This window comes from Staphylococcus sp. KUGN1, assembly GCF_045984185.1.
GTDB lineage: Bacteria > Bacillota > Bacilli > Staphylococcales > Staphylococcaceae > Staphylococcus > Staphylococcus warneri_A.
Genome location: NZ_JBJQIL010000004.1, coordinates 33,062 through 54,440 on the forward strand (window position 1 = coordinate 33,062; position 21,379 = coordinate 54,440).

General features: G+C 34.4%; 17 protein-coding genes. 1 reads left to right on the forward strand and 16 read right to left on the reverse strand.

Translation table 11 applies throughout. From position 1 onward, the window contains the following. Positions 1–84: 84 nt before the first annotated feature. On the reverse strand, positions 85–1,575 hold the full coding sequence (gene betB / locus ACJQQZ_RS09825) for a betaine-aldehyde dehydrogenase (protein ID WP_145506358.1): 1,491 nt from the start codon (positions 1,573–1,575) through the stop codon (positions 85–87). Positions 1,576–2,037: 462 nt separating this feature from the next. Here betB and cudC point away from each other — a divergent pair, with 462 nt between their 5' ends. Further along, the gene (cudC, locus tag ACJQQZ_RS09830; protein WP_049423152.1) at positions 2,038–2,592 is read left to right on the forward strand and encodes a choline uptake/conversion transcriptional regulator CudC; all 555 of its coding nucleotides are present in this window, start codon (positions 2,038–2,040) and stop codon (positions 2,590–2,592) included. 39 nt (positions 2,593–2,631) lie between these two features. Here the strand turns inward: cudC and ACJQQZ_RS09835 are convergent, their stop codons facing one another. The 15 genes from ACJQQZ_RS09835 to ACJQQZ_RS09905 all read right to left on the reverse strand — a co-directional run bounded on the left by ACJQQZ_RS09835 (position 2,632) and on the right by ACJQQZ_RS09905 (position 21,360). After that, positions 2,632–4,254, reverse strand: coding sequence for a BCCT family transporter (locus tag ACJQQZ_RS09835; protein WP_145506361.1), 1,623 nt, complete (start codon positions 4,252–4,254; stop codon positions 2,632–2,634). A gap of 370 nt (positions 4,255–4,624) precedes the next feature. Continuing rightward, positions 4,625–5,917, reverse strand: a complete 1,293-nt coding sequence (locus tag ACJQQZ_RS09840) for an anaerobic C4-dicarboxylate transporter family protein (protein ID WP_186364170.1) — start codon at positions 5,915–5,917, stop codon at positions 4,625–4,627. A gap of 450 nt (positions 5,918–6,367) precedes the next feature. Beyond that, complete coding sequence (gene nrdG / locus ACJQQZ_RS09845) at positions 6,368–6,931, reverse strand: anaerobic ribonucleoside-triphosphate reductase activating protein (RefSeq protein WP_002452079.1); 564 nt, start codon at positions 6,929–6,931, stop codon at positions 6,368–6,370. A gap of 2 nt (positions 6,932–6,933) precedes the next feature. Continuing rightward, positions 6,934–8,778, reverse strand: a complete 1,845-nt coding sequence (nrdD, locus tag ACJQQZ_RS09850; protein ID WP_145506364.1) for an anaerobic ribonucleoside-triphosphate reductase — start codon at positions 8,776–8,778, stop codon at positions 6,934–6,936. 317 nt (positions 8,779–9,095) lie between these two features. Next, on the reverse strand, positions 9,096–9,845 hold the full coding sequence (locus ACJQQZ_RS09855) for a CHAP domain-containing protein (RefSeq protein ID WP_145506367.1): 750 nt from the start codon (positions 9,843–9,845) through the stop codon (positions 9,096–9,098). A gap of 360 nt (positions 9,846–10,205) precedes the next feature. Further along, on the reverse strand, positions 10,206–11,426 hold the full coding sequence (locus ACJQQZ_RS09860; protein WP_145506370.1) for an ArgE/DapE family deacylase: 1,221 nt from the start codon (positions 11,424–11,426) through the stop codon (positions 10,206–10,208). Positions 11,427–11,595: 169 nt separating this feature from the next. Next, positions 11,596–12,195, reverse strand: coding sequence for an adenylyl-sulfate kinase (gene cysC, locus ACJQQZ_RS09865; RefSeq protein ID WP_002452075.1), 600 nt, complete (start codon positions 12,193–12,195; stop codon positions 11,596–11,598). A 16-nt stretch (positions 12,196–12,211) separates the two neighbouring features. After that, entirely contained in the window at positions 12,212–13,390 is a 1,179-nt protein-coding gene (gene sat / locus ACJQQZ_RS09870; RefSeq protein WP_145506373.1) for a sulfate adenylyltransferase, read from the reverse strand. A gap of 20 nt (positions 13,391–13,410) precedes the next feature. After that, positions 13,411–14,310: a sulfite exporter TauE/SafE family protein gene (locus ACJQQZ_RS09875; RefSeq protein WP_002452073.1), complete on the reverse strand. Its 900-nt coding sequence runs from the start codon at positions 14,308–14,310 to the stop codon at positions 13,411–13,413. Between the two features lie 15 nt (positions 14,311–14,325). Then, on the reverse strand, positions 14,326–14,943 hold the full coding sequence (locus tag ACJQQZ_RS09880; protein ID WP_145506376.1) for an NAD(P)-binding protein: 618 nt from the start codon (positions 14,941–14,943) through the stop codon (positions 14,326–14,328). A gap of 59 nt (positions 14,944–15,002) precedes the next feature. Then, on the reverse strand, positions 15,003–15,770 hold the full coding sequence (gene cobA, locus ACJQQZ_RS09885; RefSeq protein ID WP_145506379.1) for a uroporphyrinogen-III C-methyltransferase: 768 nt from the start codon (positions 15,768–15,770) through the stop codon (positions 15,003–15,005). 31 nt (positions 15,771–15,801) lie between these two features. Further along, positions 15,802–17,520, reverse strand: coding sequence for an NADPH-dependent assimilatory sulfite reductase hemoprotein subunit (locus ACJQQZ_RS09890; protein WP_145506382.1), 1,719 nt, complete (start codon positions 17,518–17,520; stop codon positions 15,802–15,804). Between the two features lie 18 nt (positions 17,521–17,538). Next, positions 17,539–19,389: an assimilatory sulfite reductase (NADPH) flavoprotein subunit gene (locus tag ACJQQZ_RS09895; protein ID WP_145506385.1), complete on the reverse strand. Its 1,851-nt coding sequence runs from the start codon at positions 19,387–19,389 to the stop codon at positions 17,539–17,541. A 282-nt stretch (positions 19,390–19,671) separates the two neighbouring features. After that, entirely contained in the window at positions 19,672–20,403 is a 732-nt protein-coding gene (locus tag ACJQQZ_RS09900; protein ID WP_145506388.1) for a phosphoadenylyl-sulfate reductase, read from the reverse strand. A gap of 180 nt (positions 20,404–20,583) precedes the next feature. Beyond that, positions 20,584–21,360: a zinc ribbon domain-containing protein gene (locus ACJQQZ_RS09905; RefSeq protein WP_002452067.1), complete on the reverse strand. Its 777-nt coding sequence runs from the start codon at positions 21,358–21,360 to the stop codon at positions 20,584–20,586. Between the last annotated feature and the right edge of the window lie 19 nt (positions 21,361–21,379).

A 21,379-nucleotide genomic window follows, 5' to 3' on the forward strand; every position in this document is an offset into this window, starting at 1 on the left:
TATCTTGAATGGTACTGATATATGTAAGAGGTCGAGCAACCCATATAACATACGTCACTCTAACCTCTGTTTCATTATTATGTTTTATTTACTGAAAAAGTTAACTGGTTCTGGATTAGTGTTTGTTAGAATGTGTTTAGATGTTAAATACTCTTCTAAACCTTCTTTACCAAGTTCTCTGCCGATACCTGATTGTTTATATCCACCCCATGGTGCTTGTGCGAAATATGGATGGAAATCATTAATCCATACAGTGCCTAGCTTTAATTTGTTAGCAACACGTTGTGCTTTACCGATATCTTTACTAAATACAGCACCAGCTAATCCATAAATAGAATCATTAGCTAAGTGAATGGCTTCTGCTTCATCAGAAAATCCTTCTACTGTAACAACTGGTCCAAATACCTCTTCTTGTACAATACGCATAGATGTATCGCAATCCGTAATTACAGTTGGTTCAAAGAATAAGCCTGCTTGTAAATCTTCTCTTTCAGGATGTTTACCACCAATAGCGATTGTAGCGCCATCTTCTTTGGCAACTTCCATATATTTCTCAATTTTATCTCTATGTTCTTTTGAAATCACTGGACCCATTTCTGTTTCATCATCAAAACCATTACCAAGTTTAATTTTGCTAACACGATCGATGAGTGCCTTTTCAAAGTCCTCTTTAATGTCGTTATGCACTAATATTCTTGAACCTGCTGAGCATACTTGTCCTGCGTGGAAATAACCACCATTCAATGCTTGGTCAACTGCTAATTCAAAATCTGCATCATCAAAAATGATATTTGGATTCTTACCACCAAGTTCTAATGCTATGTTCGTTACATGGTCTGCTGCTTGTTTCATGATATGTTTACCAGTCTTAATACCACCTGTAAATGATACAAGATCCACTTCTTCGTGACCTGACATCACATCACCAATTTCTGAACCAGCACCTAAAACTAAGTTAATTGTACCTTTAGGGAAACCTACTTCTTCCATCAATTCGAATACTCGAATCGTTGTTAGTGGTGTAATTTCACTTGGTTTCATAACAAGTGAACATCCAGTTGCTAATGCTGGCGCGATTTTCCATGATGCTTGTAATAAAGGATAGTTCCAAGGTGTAATTTGTGTCACCACGCCTACTGGTTCTTTAACGACTTTACTTTCTGAATTAGGAATTGGCGTATTAATTATTTCGCCACCGTCTTTATCAGCTAATCCCGCAAAATACATAAATACATTATGAATATCATCCATATCTGCATAAGATTCTTCTAACGTTTTACCTGTATCTAATGTTTCTAATTTTGCTAATTCTTCACGATGTTCTTTGATTTTATCTGCAATGGCTCTTACTTTTTGACCTCTGACTTCACTTGTTTCTGAGGACAACTCACCATCTTCAAATGATTGTCTTGCCGCTAAAATAGCGCGTTCTACATCTTCTTTTGTTCCTTCAGCTACCGTGAAAATAACTTCTTGATTATAAGGATTTATTATATCTCTCGTGTTTTTATTTGAGCTATCTACCCATTCACCATCAATGAATTGACGATTTGACAAGCGCTTTACAAGTTCCATCAAAATACCTCCGTTAAGTTTGTTAAATTTTTATTTAACGAATTTTACAGAAATATGTTAGCATATAAAACGAAAACATGTCAAAAGGTCTGAAGAAAAGCGTTTAGGATTTGAGCTGATTCGAACGATAAATAAAATTGCTTTTCAAATTTTATGCGTCGTGAGTATTTCAGCCGAAAATCCTGCTTTTTGGAAGCCGTCAAAAGGTCTGGAGAATAAAGAATCACTCTTAATTTTATTAAGTTAGATATTCTTACGCACTAGCTTTAGCTAGAGTGTTCCTTTTTGAGCTGATTCAAACAGCGCTCTTACAACGAGATAAAACAAAATAATTTTTCTAAAACCTTGCTTTTCATTTTTTTAAATAAAATTATATAATTGATTAGCATATAAAAGATGAAATCATGTTAACTTTATGTTGAGACGTGGTAAAATGAAATAATTCTTTTTGGAGGTACAGTCATGATACGTTCGGAAAACTACACATCTCAAGTCGAAGAAGCCAAAGACTTGGTAATTAATTCCATTGGCGAAACAATGGACTTGTATGGCATTAATCGTAGTGTTGGTAACTTATACGGTATCATGGTGTTTGAAGGAAGTATGACACTAGATGAAATGAGACAACAACTGCAAATGAGTAAACCTAGCATGAGTGCAGGTGTAAAGAAACTACAAGAATATGACATCGTTAAACAACAATTTACAAGAGGTAGCAGAAAGCAACATTTCATTGCTGAAAAAGACTTCTTTACTTTCTTCCGCAATTTCTTCACAAAAAAATGGGAACGAGAAATCGATACAAACATGGAAGCAGTTAAAGATGCTGAAGCTATTTTAAATCCTCTCTTAAACAACAGTGATTTAACTGATGAAGAAAGACAAGATATTGATAAAGTGAAAGCACAACTCGATCATTCAAAGGTGTATTACGAATGGTTAGCACAACTTAGCGAAGCTTTAGAAACAGGAGAAATCTTTAAATACTTCCCTATTCCAGAACACGAAGATAAGTAAAAGGCTAAAGGATATCAATCCTTTAGCCTTTTTAATATGTTATAAATTATCGTCTTGTTCTTCTTCTTTCACTTGAACAATTCGTAGTGAACGTCTTTCAACCTCTTTTAATTTCTCAGCACGTGTTTCTAATTTGATTCGATCTCGTCCTAAAGTAATCAAGAATGAGACCATCATAAATATAAATATGACGATTAATGGTACACTCGCAAGTATCGATGCAGTCTTAAGTACATCTAGTGCACGTTCCCCACCCACTAACATTAGTGAGAATGGCAATAAACATAACGCAAATGCCCAGAATAATCTGTTCGCTCTTAATGGCTCCCCAATCACTTTCTTTTGAGAAGCAGCTGCTAAAATATAAGAACCAGAATCAAATGTTGTCGCTAAGAATAAGAATGCTGAAATTAAGAATAAGACAATCGTTATAGTTGGGAATGGTAAATGATGCATTACCTCAATGATAGTCGCTTCTGTACTGTGATGATTTAAGAAATCAACCACATTAAATTGACCAGAAATTTGTAAATAAACGGCATAGTTACCAAATATACCAAAGAATAATGCACAACCTAACGTACCATATATCATTGTACCAAGAACGACTTCTTTTAGAGTTCTACCTTTTGAAATTCGAGCAATAAATAAACCAATAAATGGTGCATACACTAGCCACCATGACCAATAGAATATCGTCCAATCTTGAGGGAAATGTGTCTCTTTACGATGACCGATACCACCAAATGGCTCAACCCAAGTGGCCATATGGAAGAAATCTCGCATCATGTTCCCTAAACCAGTCACTGTAGTTTCCATAATAAATACAGTTGGTCCAATAATGAAGACAAAGGCTAATAAGATAAATGATAACCATACATTGACGTCACTCAGCTTTTGAATCCCTTTTTTCAATCCTGTATATGAACTAATGGCAAATATAACTGTGATAGTTAATAAAATAATTGAACGCATTATCATATTCTCGCCATTCAGACCAGTAAGTCTTTCAATACCTGCTGATATTAAAGGTACACCTAAGGCAAGTGAGGTCGCTGCACCGCCTAATAATCCGAAGATAAATAAGATATCAACAAGTTTACCTACAAACTTATCTGTTTGTCCTTTTAATATAGGTCTACACGCTTGGCTAATTTTATATATATGTTGTTTTTTAACGAACACTAAATAACCAATTGGTAATGCTGGCAATACATAAATCGCCCATGCAATCGGACCCCAGTGGAACATTCCGTATTGCGTCGCATACTGTAGTGCTTCATCGGACATACTTTTAGCGCCATTAGGTGGCACTTGATAATAGAATGCCCACTCAATTACACCCCAATATAGAATATCTGAACCAATACCTGCACAGAATAACATGGCTGCCCAAGTAAATGTGTTAAATTCCGGCTTGTCACTCGCTCTACCTAGAGTAACATTACCGTATTTACCAAATGCTATGTATAAAACGAAACAAAAAATAGCTAATCCTAAGAATAAATAAACAGAACCAATCGAGTTAGAAATTGCACTATTGATATCTGTAATAATTGTCTCACTTGCTTTCGGGAAAACCATCATAGGTATAACAGCTAAAAGTAACACTATGACTACACCTATAAAGGTCGTCCAGTCCATAACTTTTTCTTTTCTCAATCGTGATCCCCCTAATACTAAATGATTTATGAATCTTGATGTTCTTAAGTTCCACGTTCAAATATAATTGATTCACAAAATTGACAATAACGAACATTTAATAATAATGCAAATTACATACAAAGAAATACAATCCCAATATTGAATAATTATATAATTTCTGACGATTATTCTTTCACAATCAATTGTTGTGACAACAGTGTTAAATTTAGATTTAACGAATTGAACAAACTTAACTTCTTTAAAACTATGAATTTTTATGCATACAAATAGAATTTTTATTTATTTCAGTTTCTTTTAATAAATGTGCTTTATTACAAAAAAACTATCTCTCACTTAATTCGTGAAAGATAGTTTAAATCATCAATGGTTAGTATCCTAATAATAATTTCAATGTAAAACCAATCACAACTGATACGATAATGACAAAGAATCCTGGAATAATAAAACTTGTAGGTCTTGTTCTGCCTGTTTCGTCCAATTCAACTGCAAATAATATAGTGGGTTGTGCTGGGATCACAAAGTTAACGTTAAGTGTTTGAACCATGGCGACAAAATAAATGGGTGGAATACCTAGACTCATTACAATTGGCACCATAATGGATGCAGTCGCTGTTTGAGAAATCACGATCATCGCTACTACTGATACGAGAATGATGACTAGCCAAGGTACACTGCTAATGGCTTGGCCAATATCATTTTTTAATATTTTCAAATTATTAGGTGCATTAAATATAGTAGCGCCTAACCAACCAGGACCTAATACTGCAAACAATGCGCCAAATGCTGATTGAGAAATATGTGATGTTAGAATATCTGACGTATTAATTTTTGATAATAATAGATTAATTGCGGCACTTAAATACATAAAGAATTGTACAATATCTGTCATTTCAACATTGACCGTTTTACCATTTACATTAAAAGATGGCATTAAATGAGGGAATATCCCAAATGTTAGTATACCTAACACACATATCAAGAATGCTAATACACCGAATTTCACATTTTTAGAAAATTCACTAGGTAAAGTCTCTTCTGGCAGTTCAACTAACTTTTGTGATGATATTGAATTATTTTTGCCAACAAATGTGCAGAATACGCTTAATAAAAGCATACTCAAAATCGCAGTTGGTAATACGATACTTAAATATTTACCCATAGAAATATCGTAACCAGCTAATACAGAAATAATATAAGCTGTTGCTGATGCAGCCGGACTACATAAAAGTGCTAAATTCGCAGTGAGTACTGATGCAGTAAGTGCTTTTTTAGGTTGTATGTTTGCTTTTTGAGCTGTCTTAGCAATAATAGGTTCTAATGATAAAGCAATATTGGCAGTACCAATACCAAAGACAAAGACAAACACAATCATTGGTGCAATAAAAATAATTGATTTTGGGAATCTCTCGATAATTTTAGATGCAATATATACAAGGTAGTCTATACCGCCAGTAGCTTGCAACGTGCCACCTGCAATACCTATTGAAAGAATAATTAACACAGCTGTGACAGGTGCCGAACCAGGTGGTAATTGAAAGCCAAAAATCATAATCAGTTGCGCTACAATGGCAAATATGCCACAACCAAGTGCTCCGGCTGTTCTTAAACCTAGTAACACCGCTAAAATCATAATCATAATTTCTATTATAAACAGTAGCAATTTAGGAACTCCTAACTCTCTTATGATGTTAATTTTTAGTAACATTGATATTTTATCACTTAAACATGTGATAAGTATATATTTTCATATTTGATTACAAAATCAAAAGTATTATTTCATCAATCAAAACGAGTCTTTAAGACTGATATATCTAGTATTTCAACATCGTCAAAAATTGTTAACAATTATAAATTAGATTTACATCAAAAAAATATATGAGCAACACTACACATTGTAGTTATTGCCCATATGATTCATTGTCTTATTATTGTTGTGTTTTACGTGCTTGTCGACGTTTTTTATAAATCGTTTCTTCAATAATGGAACCTACGATAAGACCAATGGCAATCATCCATTTACCTATTAATAACCACATACTGTCTCACCTTCTCTATATTGAATCTTTACTCTTATAATTACATTTCCCTTTTATATCGATTTATAACATGATTAAAAACTGTGACTCGTCGATGGACCACTGTAAATGTATTCACACAATTGGTGTCGTTGCAATGATGTATTGACATCAATCACTCTTTGATTTAAAGAACCTTTGTAAGGTAGATTAGGACGATATAACTGAGTGATAAACATGCCATCAACTAACACATCTACATATTCTAATAATTCAAAACGTAGCCCCTTATCTTGTGAAAGATATTCATATTGAAACCCAGTCCAAATCCATATTGTTTTGGTCTGTCCAAATCTTTGTCGAAATGCTTGCACGAGTCTCAATGTCACATCTAAATTACAAAAGGGTTCGCCTCCTAAAATACTTAAGCCACTAATATAACCCGGTTCACAATATGAGAGAATCTCTTGTAATATTTTTTCTGTAAATGGTTCACCATATTTAAAATGTTGTGCCGCTTTGTTATAGCAATCTAGACATTGGAATGGACATCCCGAAACATACACACTACACCGTACACCCTCACCGTCTACAAAGCTATGTGTTTCAATTTTGGCTATATATCCCTGTCCATGTTCTATTCCTAATATAGGTGTCATGATTAAGATTCCTTCATATGTTTCACACGAGCACACATTTCTTTATGACGTCCTTCAATCACAGGTCGTTGTACTGGATTACCTAAATAACCGCATGTCCGTTTAACAACATCGACCGTTTCAGGGTTATCATTACCACATTCTGGACATTGATAGCCTTGTGGTGTTGATTTAAAATCTCCATCAAATCCACATTCATAACAGTGATCTATTGGAATATTAGTACCTAAATATCCTACCTTATCATAAGCATAATCCCATACCGCTTCTAGTGCTTTAATATTATGATTTAATTTAGGATACTCACAATAATGGATAAAGCCACCACTCGCATAATAGGGATAATCTTTTTCAAAATCTAATTTTTCAAATGGCGTAATATCTTTTCTTACATCATAATGAAATGAATTTTGATAATAACCTTTACTTGTAATATCTGGAATATCTCCAAATCGTTCTTGATCTAAACGGCAAAAGCGATCAGTCAATGACTCACTAGGTGTACTGTATATACTGAACCAAATGTCATATTGTTTTGTCCATTGCTTTTGAAGACATTGCATTTCTTTTAATATTTCAATTGTAAATGCTTTGGCTTCATCATTATGTTCCCAATTAGGACCATAAAAGACTGTAGCAGTTTCATATAATCCGATGTATCCCATGGAAATCGTAGCTCTTTTATTCTTAAATAGCGCCATTACATCTTCATGATCATCGAGTTTATATTTAAACGCACCGCTTTTATATAAGATAGGTGCATTATTAACTGTCGCTTCTTTTAATCGCTCTATTCTATATACTAAAGCATCGTGCATCAACGTCATTTTGTGATAAAAAATTTTCCAAAACGTTGTCATGTCACCTTGTGATTCAAGCGCGATTCTTGGTAAATTGAGAGTGACAACACCTAAATTGCAACGGCCATTATTTTCGTTTTCACCTTGTTCATTACGCCAACTTGGTAAAAAAGATCGACATCCCATCGGCGCTTTAAAATCGCCTAATAGTTCAACGATTTTGTCGTAATTTAATATATCAGGATACATACGTTTTGTTGAACATTCTAACGCAAGTTGTTTGATGTCATAATTAGGATCAGCTTTTTTCAAATTAATACCATCTTTAATTGAAAATACTAATTTAGGGAAAATGGCAGTGACACGATCTTTACCTAACCCTTTAATTCTCGTGTTCAATATCGCCTGTTGTATTTTACGGCTTAATGTATCTGTTCCTAAACCAAAGCCTAATGTAACAAATGGTGTTTGACCATTCGAGGTATATAATGTATTTATCTCATACTCCAAACTTTCAATGGCGTCATTAATATCTTTAGTAACTTGTTGCTCTACATATGTTTCTAGCTGCTCAGCTTTAACATAGGCCTGTGCTACTTCACGATGATGTCGTTCATTATGTTGTGCATACTCACTCAACAATTCATCTACACGATCCACTGTACATCCGCCGTATTGACTACTAGAGACATTAGCAATGATTTGCACAAGTTGTGCTGACGCTGTCTGAATAGATTTTGGGGAGGTTACATTGGCATTACCTATTTCAAAGCCATTTTTCAACATACTTTTTGCATCAATTAAGCAACAATTTGTTAATGGTTGGAATGGATGATAATCTAAATCATGAAAGTGAATGTCACCATTTTGATGCGCCTCAGCAATATGTTTAGGCAATAAATAATTTAAAGCATATGATTTTGAAACAATACCTGCCGTTAAATCGCGCATAGTCGAAAAGGTATTGCTATCTTTATTAGCATTCTCATTTACGATAGTTGGATCCTTCTCAATCAAACCAGTTAATGATTGTTCTAGTTGATTCATCTTACCACTCTTTTCTATATATAGTGCTTATTTAAAATTTAAAACACAATATATAGTATTACAATGTATAATCGATGACTTAACTAAACTGTCATAAGTTTATTACTAATTCATGAACAACTATAAAAATAATCATTCAATTTTTGAAATCATTGTTTTGAAAATTGAAGTATGTCAAATAATAATAAAACCCCATGGATGCACGAATTTAATAGCATGACAAATATGTCATACACATTAAAAATTTAATCCAAAACAAAAAAAGAACTCGAAATAATATTAAATATTATTTCGAGTTCGCATTTAAACATATATCATTATGAGATGTAGTTGTATGAACCAGCTTGGCTAGCTGAAATTGTACGAGTTGAAACGTTACCTGGTCCACCATTATAGTTCATTTCTGAAACTTTGATTGAACCATCACTATTTACATTTTCAACATAGGCAACGTGACCAAATGCACCTTGTGATGTTTGCATAATTGCACCTTGTTTAGGTGAATTACTTACATTATAACCATCTTGTGCTGCTGCGTTTGTCCAGTTACTTGCGTTACCCCAATTAGAACCAATTTTACCGCCAACTTTGTCATATACATAATAAGTACATTGACCAGCAGTATACGCATTTGAACCAGAACCTGATTGTCCAGAAAATGCAGTTGAGTTATTTGAAGATGGCGCATTTTGTGTAGTCACTTTGATGTTTTTATCTGATGTTGAATAATCAGCACCTAATCCGCCACCTTGATTATTGGTATTGTCAGTTGTGTAAGATTGTGTATTTTGATTATTGTTTGTAGCGTTATTTGAATTGTAGTTTTGAGTAGCTTGGTTACCATATGAATAACTATTGTTATTGCCTTGTTGTTGGCTAGGACTCCAATTACCTTTCCAATCATAGTGGTAGTTACCTTGTTGATCAATCGTATATGTGTATTCATATGAATAAGGGTCATTAGGATTATATCCGTTATTGTTTTCTGCTGCATCTGCATCATGTTGCATTAAACCAAATGTTGCGAAACCTGCTGTTGCAATTGTAGCTGTAGCGATTTTTTTCATTTTAAATATCCTCCTAAGAATGATAAAGCTTTTTTGTTTATTATCTCGTGGCTACCTTCAATTTTCTATAAACATATAAGTTTTTTCTTCGTTAAATAACGACAAGACACACTCTAACAAACAAACAAGCTTTTGTGGGCAATGTTAAGATTTTGTAAATGAATCATAATAATCCAACATTTTTTGTAAAATTGTTGTGTTATCATTGTAATGGGTTTCAAAAGGGTAGCTACGCAACTTAATCATTTTGTTCATATTAATTATTACTACGTATGTAATTTATCTGACAATTTCCAGCATAAAAAAACTAAGATTATTGCATTTCATTCCCGCAATAATCTTAGTTCATCTCACTTTCCTTTATTTGGTTTTGTTTAAATAATTCAACATTACTTGTTGATACATATCTGTATAGTCTAAATATCTTGATTTATAAACATATTCATCTGTTTTGTGTGCCATAGTCATATGACCTGGGCCAATAATAGCTAAATCAAAGTCTTCATCTTTATCTACTAATAATTCTGCTGCATCAGTCGCCCCAACTAAACCAGATACTTTAAATTCATTATTATAATCTAAAAAGCTTTGTACTAACGTGTTATCTTTTTGAGAATATACGGTTTGATGATCGACAGTCACTTCTAAAGAAAGTCTGTCACTATCAACCTCTTCTATCGTATCTTTAAATAATTTTTCAATGGCTCGATTATCATATTCAGGTACAGTTCTCACATTAAATTCAGCATAGGCTTCTTCAGGAACTGTATTAAATTGTTCTCCACCTCGTATAATCGAATTAACAATAACCAGTCCTGCTGCTACGTCTTCAACTTTTTCTTCCGTCTTATCGTCAACTTGGTCTCCAAAAAATTCATCTATAAATGGGTGAACATCAAGTGCATGTGTTCCTTCGTTTTTCTTGATATCATCATACTTTTCTTTAATTTTTTGAATAAATTCAATGAGGGTATTAATCGCATTATGTCCCAGTGATGGTAATGAGCTATGTGCGGGCACGCCTTTAGATGTTACTTTTAATCCCATGGACCCTTTTGAGGCGTAAAATACGAAGCCATCTGACGGTTCGGCAATAATTAAACCATCTAAATCATCAACATAGCCTTGTTCTTTAAGTTTCTCTGCCCCTGACATTTCTCTTTCTTCTGCTGTAGTAGCCATTAATCTAATTGAACCTTGTTGTAGATGACCTGACGCTTTAATTTCAATCATAGCAATAACTAATGCTGCTAAACCGCCCTTCATATCAGTCGTACCTCGACCGTACAATTTACCATCTTCTTCTGTTAATTTAAATGGATCATGCTTCCATTCATTATGATCCCCAGCATCAACAACATCCATATGCCCTGAGATACCAAGCTTCGGCGACCCATCACCAATTTCAGCTATTAAATTAGCACGATTATCATCCACTTCTAGAATTTTTGAATCTATGTCATATTTGCTCAATAATGATTTAAGATATTTACATACTTCAAGTTCATTATCATTTTCAGTATTGATCTCAATCATATCTGACAATATTTGAATTTTATCCTCTTTAGAAAAGACACTCATGTTATCACCTTCATTTTATGTGTATAATTACTTATTTATTATTTCACAATCAGTAGATGTTCAAACATTAATTTAATTTTCGATTCATATTGATAACTATCTTATTCCATAAAAAATAAAGCGTGTATGAAAATTGAATCAGTTTCAATACACGCTTTACCTCGTATATTTAAATATAACGATGTTCTTTCAAATAGTTTAATATTTGGTTAACTGAAGCCTCGACACTATTATCTTCAGTATCAATGATAATCTCTGGATTTTCAGGTGGTTCATATGGTGCACTAATACCTGTAAATTCAGGTATTTCACCTGTACGTGCCTTCTTATATAAGCCTTTAGGATCACGTTGCTCACAAGTCTCAATACTGCATTGTGTATAAACTTCGATAAATTCTTGTTCCTCAAATAATTGTCTAACATTATCCCTATCTTGTTTGTACGGTGATATAAAAGCTGTAACTGTAATTGCACCTGAATCTACCATTAGCTTACCTACTTCACCGATGCGTCGAATATTCTCTTGTCTATCTTCAGGAGAAAATCCCAAATTTTTATTTAAACCGTGTCTGACATTATCTCCATCTAAACGATACGTTTGTTTGCCATCTTCAAATAATGCCTTTTCTAAAGCAACCGATACCGTAGATTTACCTGATCCTGATAAACCAGTAAACCAAATTAATACACTTTGATGACCATTACGCGTTTGTCGTTGTGCTTTTGTGACTTCAGATTCGTGCCATGTAATATGTTTTGTTTCACTCATTTAACATCACCCTTTGTCATTTCTCTTTTAATCCTTTGATCAGCACATTTGCCACTTCTGGTCTTGAAAATTTTTCTGGTAATGATTCTCCGTTGCGTAATTTCTCTCTCACTTTCGTACCACTTAAATGTAAATGATTCGAAGCATCGTGTGGACAAGTTTTAGCTGTAGCCATATTGCCACATGCTTCACAGTAAAAGGCATGCTCAAATTTTAAAATTTGTATATCTAATTCATTTTCAAATTGAGAAATAAATTCCTGTGCTTCATAAGTGCCATAATAGTCACCAACACCTGCATGGTCTCTACCAACAATAAAGTGTGTGCAACCATAGTTTTGTCTTACTAGCGCATGTAAAATGGCTTCTCTTGGACCTGCATATCTCATCGCAGCTGGATAAATGACTAAACGTGCTCGATTTTCTGGGAAATAGTTTTTAAGTATGGCTTGATAACTTTCCATTCTTACCTCTGCTGGAATATCATCAGATTTAGTTTCACCTACTAATGGATTTAATAGTAATCCATCTACAATTTCTAATGCTGATTTCTGAATATATTCATGGGCACGATGAACTGGGTTTCTAGTTTGAAATCCTACAACAGTCTTCCAATTCAATTCATTAAATAGCTGTCTCGTTTCTAATGGGTCAAGATGGTAATCTACAAATGCATCATGTTGTGGACGATTAATCAATTGTATTGGCCCCGCTAAGTAATACTCACCTTTTTCGTAAACCTTTTTCACCCCTGGATGTGCATTATCTGTTGTACCATAAACATGTTGTGCTTCCTTTTCTTTATCATAAGTATATTTTTCTTCTAAATCTAACACACCATACAATGTACCATCTTCTCCATATAGTGCTACCTGTTCGCCAATCTCTAAATTGTTAGCCTCTGTTTGACTTACTGGCAATGTAATTGGCACACTCCAAACATGACCATTTTTTAGATGAACATGTTCTACGACACTTTCATAATCAGCTTGATTCATAAAACCAGTTAATGGACTGAACCCACCAATGCCTATTAATTCTAGATCCGATAAGCTCCATTGATTTAATATAATTGAATGTAAAGACTTCGCATTTTCAATCAGTTGTTCTCTTTCTGTACCTTTTACAATACGATTGACCAATGTTCCACCATGTGGGCGAATAGTATCATTTGTATACGTTTTATGCTCTGACATATTTAAATCTCCTTTTCCAATTAATTATATTTGTTTACTCGGCTTTTATTGTAAGAAAAACTCAGTATTCTATTTCTAATGACCTGGATAACAAGTAGACTTAACACAACTACGATAATGATGACTCTCACAATGTTAGATAACACCTCGTCCTCAACAAAGTAACTAAGTAATGCATTACTATTAGTGAAAATAATTAATCCTCCAACACATATTGCTAAAATATTAATCGGTAGGATTTTAACTAGATATGCGGAAATAGGTGCTGCAATCAGTCCACCTACACTCAGCGCTATCACTGCCAACCAATTGATATGCGTCATACCTAAGAAGACGATAAAACTTAAAGATGCTGACAGTGTGACGAAAAACTCGCTTGCTGAGACTGTACCAATCACATAACGTGGTTCCATCTTTTTACTAGATAAAAGTAACGGTGTATTGACAGGTCCCCATCCGCCTCCACCTATAGCATCTAAAAAGCCTGCGATAGCACCTTGTAACACCATTCTAATTCGGCCAAATTGACCTGAATAATGATGTTCCTCGTTCGTATGCTTAAATATAAATTGATATAATATATAAACGCCCATCGACAATAGAAATAAAGCAATCAGTGGTTTAATTGCATTAGCATTAATTCTTGTTAATACTGCTGCACCTAGAAATGCACTAATTGCACCTGGAATAGCTAATTTCAACATCGTTGGATAATGGACATTTTCAAACTTCCAATGTGAGGTTCCTGATGCTGCGGTAGTCGCTATTTCTGAAAAATGAACTGTAGCTGAGACAATCGCAGGTGCCACACCAAAGGTTAATAGAATAGAGGATGATGACGCACCAAATCCCATTCCAAGTGATCCATCTACTAATTGTGCTAAAAAGCCTGCTAACGCAAAAACAAGTAATTTCCGCATATATGATCTTGCCCCCTATCTGGATGAATCTAGCGTTTTCAACCAGCTTATAAAAGATTGTTGTGCATTCGGATGTTTATATTCCTCAGTCAAAATATCTTGGAGTAACCTTTGCCTTTCTGTTGATGTGAGTGCTTTTTCTTTAATGAGTTGTCTAGACTCATATAAAAAGTCAATATAATCTTCATATGAAGCATCATACGTTTGTGCCAAATCCTGTATGATTTGCTTAGCTAGTTTAGGACTTGCGCCATCTGTTGATACACTTAAAGTGAGCTTGCCTCTTCTAAGTTGATTAGGAAATGTGATATTACCCTCTTTTGCATTACCTACATGATTAAATAATGTGCGAGACCCTAGATGTTGTTTAACCTCGTCATTCACTAGGTCGTCATTAGTAGCAGCGATGACTAAGTCTGCATTTTCAACATCTGAGGCTTCAAATTCCTTTTGATGCCATGTTACCTGTTGTTGTTGGATAAGCTCATTTAAATGTTCCGTTATTTGAGGGCTTACTATGTGAATCTGTTTGGCATACTCAAGTAGCAATTCCACACGTCGTGTCGCTATTCGACCACCTCCAATAACCACAACATTCATTTGTGATAAATTAATCATGATTGGCATTTGCATGCGCTCGTCACCTTTCCTATTAAAATAATTATTTTAATATTCTAAAAATTAAGTGTATCTTACTTAGCCAAATTGACATCTTCTTTAAAGATTTGCTCTTTAAACCAACTGATTTTGTCTCTCATATTCACTACATCTCCAACTACAATCATCGCTGGATTAGTAATGTTACTCGCCTTATTTGTGATATCTTGCAATGTGCCAGTCACTGTATGTTGTGATGTGGATGTACCCATATGTACAAGTGCGACTGGCGTTTGTGGATCCTTTCCAAATTTAACTAGTAACTCACAAATCTCCGGTAATCGTTTGACGCCCATATAAATACATAAGGTTTCAGGACCATGCGCTAAATGTTGCCAATATTCTTCCTTATCCATTCCCGGTCTATTAACAGCAGTGATAAACGCCACAGATGAGCTATAATCTCGATGGGTTACTGGGATGCCTGCGTATGCTGGTGCAGCTATCCCTGATGTAATACCTGGGACAATTTCAAATGGAATATGTTGTGTCGCCAATTGCTCCGCTTCTTCTCCGCCACGACCAAATACAAATGGATCGCCGCCTTTTAACCGTGTAACTGTATGTCCTTTTTTGGCTAACTGAATCATCATACGATTCATTTCTTCTTGAGGTAACGAATGTCTATATGGGTCCTTTCCACAATAGAAAAACTTGGTGTTGGGCTTAGCATAATCTAATATGTCTTTATTAATTAGTCTGTCATACAAAATAACATCTGCTTCTTTAATTGCTCTAAGCCCTTTGATCGTTAATAATTCAGGATCTCCTGGTCCTGCACCTACTAAATAAACTTTGCCCATAGAAACTCAACCCCTAACGCCTTTTTATCTTTTAACTATGGAAATCTCTTCCATCGTTAACTTTTGACACCACACCAGTGCGTATCACAAAATCACCAAAATGTTCATTCGGTAATTTTTCTTTTCCATACTGAATGAGTAATGGTCTTAACGTTTGTAAAATTTCGTTTTCATCAATATTTTCTTTATATAATTTATTGAGTCTTTCCCCTTTAAATCCACCGCCTAAATACATATTGTATTTTCCTGGTGCTTTACCGATAAATGCAATTTCTGCTAAAGCTGGTCGAGCACAACCGTTTGGACAGCCTGTCATTCGAATCGTAATGTCTTCTTCTTGAACACCCGCTTCATCAAGTAAATTTTCAATTTTAGAAATGAGTGAAGGTAAATAACGTTCTGATTCTGCCATAGCAAGACCACATGTAGGAAATGCTACACAAGCCATTGAATTACGTCTTAATCCAGTATAATAAGTACCATCTGTAAGTTGATATTTATCTATAATTTGTTGTATGTCGTTTTTCTTTTCTGGAGAAATGTTAGCAATGACCAAATTTTGATTAGGTGACAATCTGAAATCTCCAGTATGTGTCTCTGCAATTTCACGAAGTGCTGTTTTAAGTTGATAATCTTCAGTATCTTTTACACGTCCGTTTTGAATAAATAGCGTATAGTTCCAATTATTCTCACCCTCTATCCATCCAAGACGATCGCCATTATGGTCAAACTCATAATCTTTTTCAGGCTCAATCTCCCAACCTAAGCGTCGATTTAGCTCTTCAGTCACCCAGGCTTCACCTAAACGATCAACAGTATATTTAAAACGTGCATTTTTTCGATTTTCTCTATTACCATAATCTCGTTGAATCGTTAATAGTTTTTCACACACATCAACCGCTTGGTCTTTAGGAATGAAACCAATTAATCGACCTAACTGAGGGTATGTCTCTTTATTACCATGCGTCATACCCATACCACCACCGATAGTAATGTTAAAGCCTATTAATTCACCTTGCTCAATAATGGCAATCAAACCAATGTCTTGGGAGTAAACATCAATATCATTAGACGGGGGTACTGCAATACCAATTTTAAACTTTCGAGGTAAATAGGTACTTCCATAAATGGGTTCTGATTCTTCACTTGAATCTAATACTTTCTCACCGTCTAACCATATTTCATGATATGCACCTGTACTAGGAAGTAAATGATTGCTAATAGCTGTAGCATAATCATTTACTTCAGCATGTACTTTAGATTGATATGGATTGGGATTACACATTGTATTTCGGTTAACGTCACCACAGGCCGCAATCGAATCGAGTACAGATTGATTAATATCTTTCATAGATTGTTTTAAATTTCGTTTTAAAATACCATGAAATTGGAATGCTTGACGCGTTGTCAATTTGATGGTGTGGTTAGCATATTGATTGGAAATATCATCCATGGCAATCCATTGTTCTGGCGTAGCTTTGCCACCTGGAACACGAACACGAATCATAAAACTATAAGCAGGTTCTAATTTCTGCTTACGTCGTTCATCTCTTAGATCTCTATCATCTTGCATATAACTACCATGAAACTTTAATAACTTCGCATCATCTTGAGAAATCGCACCAGTAATAGGATTAGCTAACCCTTGTTCGATGGTTCCTCTCAAATACTGGCTATCTGCCTTCAAATATTCCATTTGATCTAGATGATCATCTAATTCATCTGACAGTTTTTGATTTGATTTAACCATGTTTGACACCCTTTCTTGTTAATAGACGTCTCTTTGATATCTTTTCTCTCTCTTCATTTGCTTAAGATACGCTTCAGCATCTTCGTCGGATAAGTTTTGTTCTTTCATCAATACTTCCTTAATTGTTTGGTGTACATCTTTAGCCATTTGCTTTTCGTCACCACATACGAAAATCGCGGCACCATTTTGTATCCATTCATTAAACTGCTTACTATTTTCTAATATACGGTGTTGCACATACACTTTATGCTCAGTATCTCTAGAAAATGCAACATCCAGCTTTGATAAATAACCTTTATCTAACCATTCTTGCCAATCTGTTTGATATAGAAAATCCGTTGTAAAATGTTGTTCACCAAAGAACAACCAAGTATTACCTTTAAATCCTAACTCTTCTCTTTCCTGCATATAACTTCTGAAAGGTGCGACGCCTGTACCAGGTCCAATCATGATGACTGGCACTTCACTTTCTTGTGGAAATTTAAAGTTTGGATTACGTTTTAAATAAATCGGTACCGTATCGCCGGGTTGCAAACGTTCTGCAAATTGAACTGAGCAGACACCTGTTCGATCTCGACCATGAGAATGGTATCTTACCGCACCAACTGTAATATGTACTTCATCAGGCGTTGCTTTATAACTACTTGAAATAGAATATTCTCTAGGTGGTAACTTTCTCAATAGTTGATATAGGTTATCGGGTTGAAGTTCAGTCGTATTAAAATCGTTTAATAAATCGATAAGGTCTCGTCCTTCAATATAATTTTGAACCCATGCTTTATCTTGGACTTTTCCTTTTAGTTCATCGTTATCAAATAGTGCTGATGCATTCTCTAATAATGGTTTCGTTAGTTTAGTAATTTCAAAATGCGATGTTAATGCCTCTTCAAGGTTTAATGTATCGCCATCTTCATTGATAAGTACTTGTTCTTCATAATCCCATCCTAATGTGCTGATTAATAATTCAACAATAGATGGATCATTTTGTGGTAATACTACAATACAATCGCCTGGTTCGTATTCCTCTCCAAAATTATCTAATAGTAATTCAACATGTCTTGTTTCTTTATTAGATCCTCTACCATTTAAATTTATGTTCTCTAATACTTCTGCTTCATATGGATTGGATTTAGAATATTTACGCTCCTTGGCTGATTTAATCGATTCGCTTACAACTTGCTCACTATCAGTATCTTTGGGTTTGGAGCCTATAGCATTAATGACGTTGGCCATCCATTTTTCGGCATCTTCTTCGTAATCGATATCACAATCTACACGGTCATATAATCGCTCAGCGCCTAATTCGGCTAATTTAAAGTCGAAATCTTTACCAGCTTGACAGAAATATTCGTATGATTGATCACCTAAAGCAAGTACAGAAAATCTCACACCTTCTAGTTTCGGTGCTTTACGCCCATGTAAGTATTCATGTAATTCAATAGCATTATCAGGTGGATCACCTTCGCCATGTGTCGATGTGATTATAAATAAATCTTCAACTTTTTTAATATCTTTAGGTTTAATGTCTTCCATAGATTTCAAGGTCACGTTGTTACCCATATCTACAAGACGTTCTTCAAAGATTTCTGCCAAACTTTGGGCATTTCCTGTCTCTGACCCATATAAAATTGTAATGGCACGAGTTTCTGGTGTAACTTCAGGTTCTTTATCAGCAAGCATTGTTTCAGTTTGTTGGTCTTGTTGTGCTATTTGATTCGACGTCACTGATTCATTGGTCTCAGCTTGTTGACTCGCTGTTAAATAACCACTTAACCAAAGCTTTTGTTCAGGTGTTAAAGTTGGTAGTAATTCATTAAGTTGTTTTGCTTGTTCCTCATTGAAAGGACTATTTGTGATGTTAATATTCACTATTTTCCACCTCTTGTCTTCAATCCTAAATTTGAAAGTCTGGGTATCGTATGTTGCAATCTATCCTATATTTTGACCTCAACATCATACTTGTTCAATCCAGTCATAGTTAACTCTGCGTTATTTATTTTCCTTTACGTTCCATTCATGACCTAGCTCCCAGATTCGATTAATTTAATTATGTACCAAACTGTTAAATGAGTAAACGAAATATAACGCTATTACATTTTGTAAAATTCTTATCGGAATACTAGGTTTTATATATAAAATTTTTAACCTTATTTAAGGTTTGTCATGAACATGTAATCCGCATTCAGTTTTATCAAAATTTGACCAACGTCCTGCTCGAGAATCTTCAGAGTCTAATACTGGTGACGTACATGGAATACAACCAATACTTGGATAATGATGGTCATGCAATTCATTATAAGGTAATTGATGTTGTTTAATATATTGCCAAACATCGTCTTCAGACCAGTATATAAGCGGACAAACTTTGATTGAATGAAACCGTTCATCTTTATTAATAAAATTAGTATGTGCTCTCGTCGGAGATTGTGCACGTCTCAGCCCTGATACCCAAGCCTTAGCCCCAGATAAGACCTCTTCCAGTGGTTTAATCTTTCTGATATAACAACATTGGTTAGGATTATTTTTCCATAACGCAGGGTTATATCGGTTAGCTTGTTCTTCCAATGTTAAATCAGGTTTCTTCATTTCGATGCGTAATTCAGGATATGTTGCTTTTACTTCATCAATTAAGTTATATGTTTCTTGAAAATGTAGGTCAGTATCCAAAAAGACAATTTTTGCATTCGGTTTGATTTGATGGATTAAATCAATCAATACCATACTTTCTGCACCAAAACTACATGAATAAACTAATTCATCGTCATATTGATCATACGCCCATTTTAATATTTGATATGCGCCCCTAGTGTCGTTATCAGTGTTGAGGGAGTTTATAAAAGGATCGCCTGTAAAATTATCGTATGTCATCGCTTTGACTGACATCTCTATCATCCCCCGATCGATTTTTATTTCATCCTCATCAAAACATATCTGAATTGTCAGAATAATATGGTAATACTTTAACTATTTTTAAAATTAAAGTCAACCCATTTTTTAATAGTTATCAGAAAATTAATGTTTTAAATAAAAAAACGACCAGTATTAACTGATCGTTTCCTCTCTTTATAATTGATCTATATTTTCAATTAACGTAATCTTACCTTTTTTACTGTGAGCTATAACTGAGAAGTCATTATCTTTGTTACTATCATAAATTAACTCATCACTTTTTCGATCATCAGGTTCATAGTAATGTTCTAAAAATTCATCTTCAGTAACATTAGAAGGTGCAACACCTACACGATCTACTTTATCTCCAGAATACAGCACCGCTAAATCACCATATTTTTCATAATATGTTTGACCACCGTCAACTTTGCCTGATGATTTACCAAATTTAGCTTCTACTTCTTTTCTAGTCATATCCTTATAAATACCTTTATAGCCTTCAGTCGATGCAGATTTCATATAGCCTTGATCAAAGTTATTACTAAATACATCGATTGTTGGTGCTTTCTCTGATGAATTAGACTCACTAGAGGATGACTCTTTGGACTGACTATCATCTTTAGATTTATTTTGTGTTTCAGTAGTTTGATTATCACTATCATTGTCTTTAATTACATTATTGTAATAGTAGTAAGCACCATAAAGTAATGCACCAATTAATAAAATAAAGATAATTGAGAGTATTATAATCCAAATTGGCTTCTTATTTTTGTTCTTTTGTTGAGGAGTATATTTGTTACGATCTGGATATGTTTGCTTGGATTGAGTCGCTTGTTTCCCTTGTGATGACGTTTCCGCTTGTTTGTTTTCTTTTTTTAATGTGTTACCACATTTGTTACAAAATGCTTGTCCAGGTTTTACTTCATTGCCACAGTTAGGACAATATTTCATTTCCCACCATTCCCTTCAT

Bases quoted from the DNA above. Each gene is read 5' to 3' on its own strand.
- ACJQQZ_RS09860 (WP_145506370.1), bottom strand. From the start codon at position 11,426: ATGAGTGTCTTTTCTAAAGAGGATAAAATTCAAATATTGTCAGATATG.
- cudC (WP_049423152.1), top strand. From the start codon at position 2,038: ATGATACGTTCGGAAAACTACACATCTCAAGTCGAAGAAGCCAAAGAC.
- sat (WP_145506373.1), bottom strand. From the start codon at position 13,390: ATGTCAGAGCATAAAACGTATACAAATGATACTATTCGCCCACATGGT.
- cobA (WP_145506379.1), bottom strand. From the start codon at position 15,770: ATGGGCAAAGTTTATTTAGTAGGTGCAGGACCAGGAGATCCTGAATTA.
- ACJQQZ_RS09855 (WP_145506367.1), bottom strand. From the start codon at position 9,845: ATGAAAAAAATCGCTACAGCTACAATTGCAACAGCAGGTTTCGCAACA.
- cysC (WP_002452075.1), bottom strand. From the start codon at position 12,195: ATGAGTGAAACAAAACATATTACATGGCACGAATCTGAAGTCACAAAA.
- betB (WP_145506358.1), bottom strand. From the start codon at position 1,575: ATGGAACTTGTAAAGCGCTTGTCAAATCGTCAATTCATTGATGGTGAA.
- ACJQQZ_RS09880 (WP_145506376.1), bottom strand. From the start codon at position 14,943: ATGCAAATGCCAATCATGATTAATTTATCACAAATGAATGTTGTGGTT.
- nrdG (WP_002452079.1), bottom strand. From the start codon at position 6,931: ATGACACCTATATTAGGAATAGAACATGGACAGGGATATATAGCCAAA.
- ACJQQZ_RS09890 (WP_145506382.1), bottom strand. From the start codon at position 17,520: ATGGTTAAATCAAATCAAAAACTGTCAGATGAATTAGATGATCATCTA.
- ACJQQZ_RS09900 (WP_145506388.1), bottom strand. From the start codon at position 20,403: ATGTCAGTCAAAGCGATGACATACGATAATTTTACAGGCGATCCTTTT.
- ACJQQZ_RS09905 (WP_002452067.1), bottom strand. From the start codon at position 21,360: ATGAAATATTGTCCTAACTGTGGCAATGAAGTAAAACCTGGACAAGCA.
- nrdD (WP_145506364.1), bottom strand. From the start codon at position 8,778: ATGAATCAACTAGAACAATCATTAACTGGTTTGATTGAGAAGGATCCA.
- ACJQQZ_RS09875 (WP_002452073.1), bottom strand. From the start codon at position 14,310: ATGCGGAAATTACTTGTTTTTGCGTTAGCAGGCTTTTTAGCACAATTA.